The organism is Pseudoclavibacter sp. RFBG4 (genome assembly GCF_002931515.1).
Lineage (GTDB): Bacteria > Actinomycetota > Actinomycetes > Actinomycetales > Microbacteriaceae > Pseudoclavibacter.
In genome coordinates, this window is record NZ_PSYC01000065.1 from 1 (window position 1) to 10,332 (window position 10,332).

General features: G+C 70.0%; 9 protein-coding genes. 8 read left to right on the forward strand and 1 reads right to left on the reverse strand.

The features are described 5' to 3' along the window. Positions 1–176 precede the first annotated feature (176 nt). On the reverse strand, positions 177–908 hold the full coding sequence (locus C5E10_RS18525; RefSeq protein ID WP_104332909.1) for a FadR/GntR family transcriptional regulator: 732 nt from the start codon (positions 906–908) through the stop codon (positions 177–179). Positions 909–1,029: 121 nt separating this feature from the next. Here C5E10_RS18525 and C5E10_RS18530 point away from each other — a divergent pair, with 121 nt between their 5' ends. The 8 genes from C5E10_RS18530 (at position 1,030) to C5E10_RS18565 (ending at position 10,251) form a co-directional block, all read left to right on the forward strand. Then, on the forward strand, positions 1,030–2,175 hold the full coding sequence (locus C5E10_RS18530; RefSeq protein WP_104332910.1) for a mandelate racemase/muconate lactonizing enzyme family protein: 1,146 nt from the start codon (positions 1,030–1,032) through the stop codon (positions 2,173–2,175). 279 nt (positions 2,176–2,454) lie between these two features. Beyond that, on the forward strand, positions 2,455–3,600 hold the full coding sequence (locus C5E10_RS18535) for a Gfo/Idh/MocA family protein (protein WP_219820419.1): 1,146 nt from the start codon (positions 2,455–2,457) through the stop codon (positions 3,598–3,600). 70 nt (positions 3,601–3,670) lie between these two features. After that, positions 3,671–4,585 carry a sugar phosphate isomerase/epimerase gene (locus C5E10_RS18540; RefSeq protein WP_104332911.1) on the forward strand — a complete coding sequence of 305 codons (915 nt, stop codon included), beginning with the start codon at positions 3,671–3,673 and terminating at the stop codon, positions 4,583–4,585. 171 nt (positions 4,586–4,756) lie between these two features. Then, positions 4,757–5,512, forward strand: a complete 756-nt coding sequence (locus C5E10_RS18545; protein WP_104332912.1) for an SDR family NAD(P)-dependent oxidoreductase — start codon at positions 4,757–4,759, stop codon at positions 5,510–5,512. Further along, entirely contained in the window at positions 5,509–6,678 is a 1,170-nt protein-coding gene (locus C5E10_RS18550; protein WP_219820420.1) for an aldose 1-epimerase family protein, read from the forward strand. The genes C5E10_RS18545 and C5E10_RS18550 overlap by 4 nt, the downstream gene beginning before the upstream one ends. Positions 6,679–6,776: 98 nt before the next feature. Next, the gene (locus tag C5E10_RS18555; protein WP_104332914.1) at positions 6,777–8,198 is read left to right on the forward strand and encodes a CaiB/BaiF CoA-transferase family protein; all 1,422 of its coding nucleotides are present in this window, start codon (positions 6,777–6,779) and stop codon (positions 8,196–8,198) included. After that, positions 8,195–9,460 (forward strand): extracellular solute-binding protein, encoded by a 1,266-nt coding sequence (locus C5E10_RS18560; protein WP_146080344.1) that lies wholly within the window; start codon positions 8,195–8,197, stop codon positions 9,458–9,460. Before C5E10_RS18555 ends, C5E10_RS18560 begins: the two co-directional genes overlap by 4 nt. Beyond that, positions 9,457–10,251, forward strand: coding sequence for an enoyl-CoA hydratase/isomerase family protein (locus C5E10_RS18565; RefSeq protein ID WP_104332915.1), 795 nt, complete (start codon positions 9,457–9,459; stop codon positions 10,249–10,251). The genes C5E10_RS18560 and C5E10_RS18565 overlap by 4 nt, the downstream gene beginning before the upstream one ends. Positions 10,252–10,332: the final 81 nt, after the last annotated feature.

Sequence of the window (10,332 nt, forward strand, 5' to 3'; positions counted from 1 at the left end):
GTGCGGTCGGGGGGGGCGGCGTGGGGAGCACTTGGCCACAACTCCGAGGCGCGCTGCCGCTGCTGCTGCTGCAGTGGAGCCCGAGCCAGGGCCCGCCGAGCCCGAGCCGGAGCCCGAGCCAGAGCCCGCCGCAGAGCCCGCGCCGGCGCCCGCGCGAGCCCCAGGGGCCGGCCGCGCTAGTCGCGGATGCGGCGCCGCTCCCATGCGAGCGCGATGTGCTCGCGCATCTCCCTGGCGGCTGCCTCGCTGTCGCCGGCTTCGATGGCGGCGTAGACGCGTTCGTGCTCTTCGAGGGTGAGGCGCACGGCGTCGGCGCCCGGAGCGCCGTAGTAGCGGCTGCTCTCGCCGGCGCGCTTCGAGAGGCTGCGGGCGATGCCCGAGGCGAGGCGGTCGCCGGCGGTGTCCATGACGGAAAAGTGGAAGGCGACGTCCGCGGCGGCGAACGCGTCGCGCTCGTCGGCGGTGGCGTGCATGGTCTGGAGGTGGTCGTGGATGACGCGCAGCTCCTCGTCGCTGCGGCTCGTGGCGGCGGCTGCGGCGATGCTCGACTCGAGCTGTCCGCGCACGACGGCGAGCTCGTCGAGGATGCCGAGCGTCTCGTCGTTCTCGATCATGGTGCCGAGCACGACCTTGTCGAGGATGTTCCACTCGGACTGCGGGGCGATCTGCGTGCCGCGTCCTTGCACGACGGAGACCATCCCCTTCTCCTCGAGGCGCTTCATGGACTCGCGGATGACGGTGCGGCTGACGCCGAAGTTCTCGCAGAGCTCGGTCTCGGTGGGGAGGAGGTCGCCTGGTGCGACCTCTCCGGTGACGATGGCGGAGACGAGGTCGTGCACGACCTGCACGCCGAGCCTCGCGGCGGGCGTGCGGTGGGTGCCGAGCCGGGGCGTCGTGGTGCTGGACATGCGGTGATTGTAGTCACGAAGTGGCCCGCGAATCCGCGCACACGAGCAAAAGCCGGAAAAACGTATGACGAATAAATCATGTGATGTATGCTGAATCTCCCATCTGAAGATCAAGGACGATATGAAGATCACCGGCTTCCGCTTGCTCACCACCCGGCACGACTGGGGGCGGTCGATCGGCGACGTCAACGGCCACATCCGTGCCGCAGTCACCGACGTCCCCATCGTGATCCTCGAGACCGACGAGGGGGTCGAGGGGGTCGGCATCGGCTCGCACGCCGACATCGCGAGGCTCTTCCCGGCGCTCGAGGGGGAAGACCCCCGAGGTGTCTCGGCGCTCTTCGACCGGATGCTCGCCCAGGTCTTCAAGTCCGGTCACGCGGGTGCCACCTACGGCGGGGTCGCGACGCTCGATGCTGCTCTCTGGGACCTCAAGGCGAAGCTCGCCGGCGAGCCCCTCTGGCGCCTGCTCGGCGGACGCGACAGGTTCGTGCCCGGTTATGCATCCGGTCTCGACATCGCACTCGACGACGGCGAGCTCGTCTCCTTCTATGAGGACTTCGCGGAGCGCGGCTACGTCGCCGGCAAGCTCAAGGGCGGCGTCGACCCGGTCGCCGACCTGCGTCGGCTGCGGCTCCTGAGCGGCGTGCTCGCTCGCAACACCCCGAGCCCCGGTCTCATGCTCGATGCCAACGAGTCGTGGCAGGTGAAGCAGGCGGTGCGGTACGTCTCCGCGATCGAGAGCGAGATCGACCTCCTGTGGGTCGAGGAGCCGCTACGGCGCTGGGATGCGCTCGGCCACGCGCGCCTGTCGGCGGCGGTGCGCGCGGCGGTCGCGACGGGGGAGAACCTGACGGGCGTCGACCAGTTCCGTCCGCTCTTCGATGCGGGGGCGCCTGACATCGTGCAGGCAGGGGCGATCTGGGGTGTCACGCACGTGCTCCGCCTCGCCTACGCGGCGGATGCCAGGAACCTCCCGGTGAGCCCGGTGGGCTACAACACGAATCCGGCCGTCGCCGCCGCCATGACCGCGGTGCCGAATCACCTGACGACCGAGGTGCAGGCCCTGCATTGGGCCCACGGCATGAGTGTCGATCAGGAGTTCGCCGACGGTGGCATCGTGCTCGGGGATCAGCTTGGGTCCGGCATCAGCATCGACGAGTCGGCGATCGTGGATGCGGGGCGCGGGTGGGCCGACCCGGCCGGCCCGCACATGCGCCCGTCTCGTGCTGGGCTGCGGGTCGTGCTCGATGGCGTCGAGCGCTGAGGTGACGGCCGGTGTGCGGTGGGGTATGCGGGGTGGCGCGCGAGAGTTGTGGGCGGGTGTCGCTCGCGGTCAGGGCGAGCGTGTCGGGCCACAGCTCTGCGGGGTGGGGTGGCTGCGGGATGTCGTCACGGCGGCGGGCGAAGAACCTGCCGTGAGGACTTGCGGCGGGGGCATCGCATCGGTACATTAGGTGCAATGGCAGCGCTACCAGTAGCGCTCACATAGACCGGGTTCCCATCCGGTTCGCACACGCTCACGCAACGGCGCGAAGGAGTCGCAGTGTCCACGAGTTCCCTTGAAACGCAGGCCGGAGAGGCCGAGGTCGGCAGCGCCGCCCTCCTCCCGGACGGCCCCGTGCGGGCCCGCTCCGCGAAGATCGGCGCCATCGGCGCTGGCGCCATCATGGCAGACCAGCACCTCGCGGCCTACAGCGAAGCCGGCTTCCCCGTCGTCGCGATCGCCTCCCGAACCAAGGCCAACGCCCAGCGCGTCGCCGAGCGGTGGGGCATCCCGACCGTGCACGACACCCCAGAGCAGCTCATCGAGGACCCCGAGGTCGAGATCGTCGACATCGCGTACCCGCCCGACCTGCAGCCCGCGCTCATCCGCAAGGCCCTCGCGCAGCCGCACGTCAAGGCGGTGCTGGCACAGAAGCCCCTCGCCCTCACGCTCGACGAGGCCATCGCCCTCCGCGACGAGGCCGAGGCTGCCGGCAAGATCCTCTCCGTCAACCAGAACATGCGCTACGACCAGTCGATCCGCGTGCTCAAGCAGCTCCTCGAGCGCGGCGAGCTCGGCGAGCCCGTCTTCGTCGAGATCGACATGAAGGCCGTGCCTCACTGGCAGGGCTTCCTCGAAGGCTACGACCGCCTCACGCTCGCCAACATGAGCGTGCACCACCTCGACGTCCTCCGCTTCCTCTTCGGCGACCCCGACGAGATCATGACCGTCACCCGCTCCGATCCGCGCACCCGGTTCCCGCACACCGACGGCATCGTCGTCTCCACGCTGCGCTTCCCGGGCGGGCTCCTCGCCCTCTCGACGGAAGACGTGTGGGGTGGCCCGCGCGAAGAGGGCTTCGACGACGACTTCTCCATCACCTGGCGAGTGGAGGGGACGCGCGGCGTCGCGAAGGGCACGATCGGCTGGCCGAGCGGCACGCCGTCGACCATCACGTACGCCTCGGCCGCCCGCACCGACGGCGGACCGTCGACCGACGGGAAGTGGGTGACACCCACCTGGGACACGCACTGGTTCCCGCACGCGTTCATCGGCGTCATGGAGCAGCTCCAGCACGCCGTCGAGACCGGCAGCGAGCCCGCCCTCACCGTCGCAGACAACGTCAAGACCGTCGCCCTCATCGAGGCCGGCTACCGCTCCATCGCCGAACGGCGCCCCGTGCGCCTCGACGAGTTCCACCTCTGACCTCGACCCCCGCATCCACTCACCACCACTCAACGGGCCAACGGCCCCAAGCGAAGGAGCAAAGAAGCTCATGATCCAAGTCGGCATCTTCAGCGGATACTTCCCCTACGACCTCAAGACCACCGCGCAGAAGGCGCGCGAGCTCGGCTTCAACACCGTCCAGCTCGACCTGCACTTCAAGGACCTCGACCTCACGGCGGGCCAGATTACGAAGGAGAAGGCGAAGCTCGTCGCCGACACCTTCCGCGACAACAACCTCCCCATCTCGGCGATCTCGGGATACACGAACATCGTGCATCCGGATCCGGAGCACCGCCGCGCCAACGTCGACTACCTGAAGGAGATCATCCGCAACGCGCGCTCCTTCGGAACGCCGTACGTCATCAGCGAGTCCGGCACCTTCAACCCAGACAGCGAGTGGGACAGCGACCCGCACAACAAGACCGAGGACGCCTACGAGCAGGTGCGCGACGTGCTCGCCGAGCTCGCCCAGGAGGCGTACGACCACGGCTCGATCTTCCTGCTCGAGACGTACGTCAACAACGTCATCGGCTCGGTCCGCGAGACGGTGCGCGTCTTCAACGACATCCGCTCGCCCGGCATCGAGCTGCTCATGGACCCGACCAACTACTTCGATGCGTCGAACATCGACGACCAGGCAGGCGTGCTCAACGAGGTCTTCGACACGCTCGCCGACAAGGTGCGCGTCGCCCACGCCAAGGACGTCAAGCGGGCGGGCGACGACAAGAGCGAGAAGCACGCCGACATCGGCGACGACGATGCGCTCGCCTCGCACACCTTCCGAGGCGTCGGCGAGATCGAGCTGCCGGCCGCGGGCCTCGGCTCGCTCGACTACGAGCTGTACCTGCAGCGACTCGCGGAGCGCAGCCCGAACGCGCCGCTCATCATCGAGCACCTCGACGAGTCGGACATCCCGCGCGCGAAGAAGTTCATCGACGACATCCTGCGCAAGTACTCGATCTAGCCCGCGCTCGCGCCCGTCGGGGCGCGGCGCGCAGCGGCCAGCTTCCGTGATGACTCGAGTCGGCTCGCCCGAAGAGGGTGGCGTCCGGCCGAGTTGTCACGGAGATTGGACGGGGCGGGCAGCGGTGCACGCAGGGTCAGCAGACAACAACGGGCTTCGGCCGGAGGAACCATGACGGAAACAGGTGAGAAGCCGGTCGCGATCGTGACCGGTGCAGGCGGATCTCTCGGACGGGCCACCGCCCTGCGACTCGGGCGCGACGGCTACGCCGTCGCGGTGCTCGGTCGAGGCGGCGCGACGCTGGCGGAGACGGCGGACGAGCTGCGGGCTGCGGGCATCCCCACCTACGTGCTCGAGGTCGACCTGCGCGACGCCGCCGCCATCAAGGCGGCTGTGCGCGAGGCTGAGTCCGAGTTCGGGCCCGTGCACGCGCTCATCAACAACGCCGCGATCTACCCGCCGACGCCGTTCTTCGACATCACGGTGGAGGAGTTCGACGACGTCGTCGCGGTGAACCAGCGCGGCTACTTCGTGGCGGCGCAGGCGGCGGCCGAGCTGATGCGCGAGCGTGGCACCGGCGCGATCGTCAACATCGGCTCCATCACGTGGAGCGGCGGATGGGACAAGCTCGCGAGCTACGTCACGACGAAGGGCGCCGCCGTCGCAATGACACGGGCCCTCGCCCGTGAGCTCGGCGAGTTCGGGATCCGCGTGAACCTCCTCTCTCCCGGGGCCTTCCCGACGAAGGCCGAGGAGATCCACGAGAACCCCGAGCAGTACACGCAGTTCGTGCTCGACCACCAGTCGCTGAAGCGGCGCGGCGACCCTGACGAGGTCGCGAGCGTCATCTCCTTCCTGGTGGGCGAGGACTCGAGCTTCGTGACCGGGCAGACGATCAACGTCGATGGCGGATGGGTGATGATGTGAGCGAGCAGCAGACTTCAGGGGCGGCGGGCACCGGCGGCACGGATGGGGTCGACGTCTTCGGCGCAGAGCTATCGATCGCCGATCTCCGCAGGCGCACGGGCGACCTCTCCGCTGTGGCGGGCATCCGCCAGGTGGTGCTCGACAACGGCGTGGAGCGCGGCGTGCGGGCGATCGACCTGCGCACCTCCGCCGGCCTCGAGCTCGAGGTGCTCGTCGACCGGGCCTTCGATCTCGGCTCGATGCGCTTCCGCGGTGCCCCCATCGGGTGGCGCAGCGGCAACGGGTTCCGCCATCCCGGCCTGCACGAGCACAACGACGAGGGCGGGCTCTCCTGGCTGCGAGCGCTCGATGGGCTGCTCGTCTCCGGCGGCCTCGACCACACGCTCTTCGGTGGCGAGGTGGATGCGACCCGCTACAACTACCCGCCGAAGCAGACCGTCACGCACGGACTGCACGGGCGGCTGACCGCTATTCCGGCGCGGCTGCTCGAGGCGCGTGAGCTCGAGCGCGACGGTCGAGTGGTGCTGCGGGTCGTCGGCGAGGTCATCCAGGCGACGGCGTTCGGCGAGCATCTGCGCCTGACGCGCACGATCGAGCTCGACTTCGACGGTCGCGAGGTGCGCTTCGACGATGTCGTCGACAACCTCGGGTTCGACCCGACGCCCCACATGTTCCTGTACCACATCAACGTCGGCTGGCCCTTCCTGGATGAGGGTGCGAGGTTCGTCGCGCCCATCACGACGCACCTCTGGCAGTCGGACTCGGTGGCCGAGCAGGGCACGAGCTACCGGGTCATGCCCGCTCCGATCGACGGGTTCGTGGAGCAGGTCACCGAGCACGAGCTCGTGGTCGGCGACGACGGCAGGCACCGCGTCGCGCTCATCACGGCCGGTGGCGAGCGGGGCATCGAGCTGAGCTGGGAGGCTGCGGGCATGCCCCACTTCTTCGAGTGGCAGAACCTGCGCAGCGGCCAGTACGGCATCGGGCTCGAGCCGAGCACGCACCACGTGTCCGGGGATGCGGCTTCGCGCCAGGATGGCACGGCGCTGTTCCTCGAGCACGGGGAGTCGCGCAGCTACTCGACGACGATCCGCGTGCTCGACGGTGTCGCGGAGACGAGCGCGGCCGAGGCCGCGATTCGCGCCATCGGCGACCAGCCGGAGTGAACCTCCATGCCCGGGGCTGACGACGATGTTGGCTCCGGGCGTCCTACACTTGACATGTTAGCGCTGCCAGCGGCGCATCCACCGAAACGAGGAACACCATGAGCGGCGCAGACGGCACCAGCGACACCCACCAAGCAGACCCCGGGGCAGGCGGTGGGATCCTCTCCGGCATCCGCGTGCTCGACTGCTCGATCGCCATGGCCGGCCCCTTCGCCGCGCAGCGCCTCGGCGATCTCGGCGCCGACGTCATCAAGGTCGAGCCACCAGCAGGCGAATGGCAGCGCCACGCACCAGCCGGGGGCGCGGCGGGCAACGAGATCAACGTCTCCTTCCTCTCCCTCAACCGCAACAAGCGCTCCATCGCGCTCGACCTCAAGTCAGACGACGGCCGCGAAGTGCTGCGCGAGCTCGTCGCCACGAGTGACGTGTTCCTCCAGAACTACCGGCCCGGCGTCGCCGCCCGCCTCGGCGTCGACTACGAGACGTTGCGCGCCATCAACCCCAGCATCGTCTACGTGTCCGTCTCCGGATACGGCGAGGACGGGCCCTACAAGATGCGCCCGGGCCAGGACCTCCTGCTCCAGGCCATGAGCGGCGCCATGCTCTCCACAGGCCGCGACGGCGAACCCCCGCAGGCCGCCGGCCAGTACCTCGTGGACGCCATCACCGCATCCACCGCCTTCGAAGGCGTGCTCGCGGCGCTCTTCCACCGGGAGCGCACGGGCGAAGGCCAGCTCGTGACCGTCAACATGCTCGACGCCATCACGACCCTGCAGATGCAGGAGCTGTCCGTGTTCACCGCAGGCGGCGTGCCCCAGCAGCGCAGCGCCGAACCGCACGCGCACGTCTACATCCGCTCGCCCTACGGCTCCTTCGCGACCTCGGATGGCTTCATCGTGCTCGCAATGCCCGACCTCGAGGAGCTCGGCCGCACGATCGGGGAGGACAGCTTCATCGGCCTCCACACGCTCGACGACTCGTGGCGCCTCCGCGACGAGGTCTTCGCCAAGACCGCCGCCCGCCTCGCGACCAACACGAGCGCGCACTGGCTCGACGCCTTCTCGAAGACCTCGATCTGGGCCGGCCCCGTGTACGGCTACGCCGACCTCGTCGCCGACCCGCAGATCGCGCACAACGGCACCTTCGTCGAGTACGAGCACCCGACCGAAGGGCTCGTCAAGACGCCGGGGTTCCCCTACAAGTTCTCCAAGACGCCCGCCCGCATCGACCGTGGTGCGCCCCTCACCGGCGAGCACACACGCGAGATCCTCGGCGAGCTCGGCCACGCCGCCGCGCACATCGCAGAGCTCGCCGAGCGCGGCGCCATCGCCGTGCGCGACACCTTCACGAACGTGCAGGAGCACCTCGACGGGGCCGTGCTCGCCGACGGCGCCGTCCTGCCGGGCGGATCGGACGCGGCGCTGCCGGGAGAGGGAGCACCGGAGAGCGTCGCAGCGGCAGGTGTCGCGGCGGCCGCCCCGGCGCCGGCCCACGCGGAAGCCGCCGGCGAACGATCATGAGCGAGAGCTCGGCGTCCTCCCCGGACCCCAGCACGGGCGGGGCCCGCTACCGGGGCCTCACCTGGGACCACCCCCGCGGCCGGAACGCGCTCGAAGCGGCGGCAGCGCTCACCGCCGCAGCCCCCGGAAGCCGACAGGCCCTGATCGAGTGGGATGCGCATCCGCTCGAAGGCTTCGAATCGGCCCCCATCGCCGAGTTGGCCGAGCGCTACGACCTCATCGTGCTCGACCACCCCCACCTCGGCGAAGCGCTCGCGAGCGGCTCGTTCGTGCCGCTCGAGGAGATCTTCGACGCCGCCCTGCTCGACCGCGTGGCCGCCGATGCCATCGGCCCGAGCTTCACCTCCTACTCGCTCCAGGGCTCGCAGTGGGCGCTTCCGCTCGACGCCGCGACGCAGGTCTCGGCCGCCAGGGTCGACCTCACCGCTGGCGAGGTTCCGAGCACCTGGGACGACGTCCTCGCCCTCTCGGAGCGCACCAGCGTGGCCCTCTCGCTGGCTGGCCCCCACGCATTCCTCACCTTCGCGTCCGTGCTCGCGGGGGCTGGCGCGCCGATCGCCGACGCCCCCGGCGGCGGCTCCCTCTTCTCGTCCCGCCGCCTCGCCCGAGACACCTTCGAGCTGCTCGCGACCATCGCCCGCCGCTCACCCGCGGCGACGCACAGCGAGAACCCCATCGCCCTCCTCGAGCGCATGAGCAGCACCGACTCGCTCGCCTACGTGCCGCTCGTCTACGGCTACGTCACCTCCTCCACACCCACCCTCCAGTTCCGGGATGCACCCCGCTGGGGCACTTCCGCCCGCCTCGGCTCCACGATCGGCGGGACCGGTATCGCCATCTCGAGACGCTGCCGCGTCACCCCGGAGCTCACCGCCCACCTCGCGTGGCTGCTCGATGCAGAGACGCAGCGCACCTTCATCCCGGAGCACGACGGCCAGCCCGGCCTCCGCTCCGCCTGGCACGACGCCGCCGTCAACGAGGCCTCGCACGACTTCTACGCCAACACCGCGGCGACCATCGAAGAGTCCTGGGTGCGGCCGCGCTACGACGGGTACATCGCCTTCCAGACCGCGGCGTCCGCGCTGCTCCGCGACGCGCTGCTTGGCGACGCGTCCTCGTCGACCGACGCTGCAGCCTCATCAGCCTCCGCCGAGCGGTGCCTCGAGGCGCTGGATGCGGCCTTCGCTGCATCCACGCGCATCGATGCCCCAGCCACGCGCATCCACCCAGCCACCCCAACCACCTCAGGAGTCACCCCATGACCGGCAGCGTTCCCCAGCTGGAGACCGACGAGATCCTCGTCGACCTCCACGGCTTCACCGCGACCGTCACCATCAACCGCCCCGCGAAGCTCAACTCGGTGACGCAGGAGATGTCCGACGCCCTCGTCAGCGTCGCGACCTGGGCCAACGAGAGCGACGACGTGCGCGTCGTGATCCTCACCGGGGCCGGCGAGCGCTCGTTCTGTGCGGGCAGCGACATCCGCTCCCTCGACAAGTACGCGACCCCGTGGGACTTCCGCAATCGTGAGGACTACTGCGACGCGCTCCGGGCGCTGCGCAAGCCCATCATCGCCGCCATCAACGGCTACGCCTTCGGCGGCGGACTCGAGACGGCCATGATCTGCGACATCCGCCTCGCCGCCGACACCGCGTCGCTCGCCGCCCCAGAGATCAAGCTCGGCTGGATCGGCGGCGGCGGCATGGCCTCGTTCCTCGCCCACTCGGCGGGCGCCAGCAACGCCGCCCTCATGCTCCTCACCGGCGACCCCATCTCCGCGCAGCAGGCTCACGCCTGGGGCATCGTGTCCGAGGTGCTGCCGGGGGAGCAGCTGCTCGAACGCGCCCGTGAGCTCGCCGCGACCATCGCATCCCGCCCGCCCATCGCCGCCGAGACGGCGAAGGCGAACCTCCGCGCCTCGTTCAACATGGGCCAGGACGCGGCCGTCGCCTACGAACGCGACCTCCAGACCATCACCTTCGCGACCGCCGACGCCGACGAGGGCCGTGCCGCCTTCGCCGAGAAGCGCCAGGGCACCTTCCGCCGCCGTTAGCCGCCGGGTGGGCCGCGCTGGCGGACCGCCTCACCTTCGTCCCCACCTCACCCCACGTCACGTTCCCGCCCCGTCCCGTCC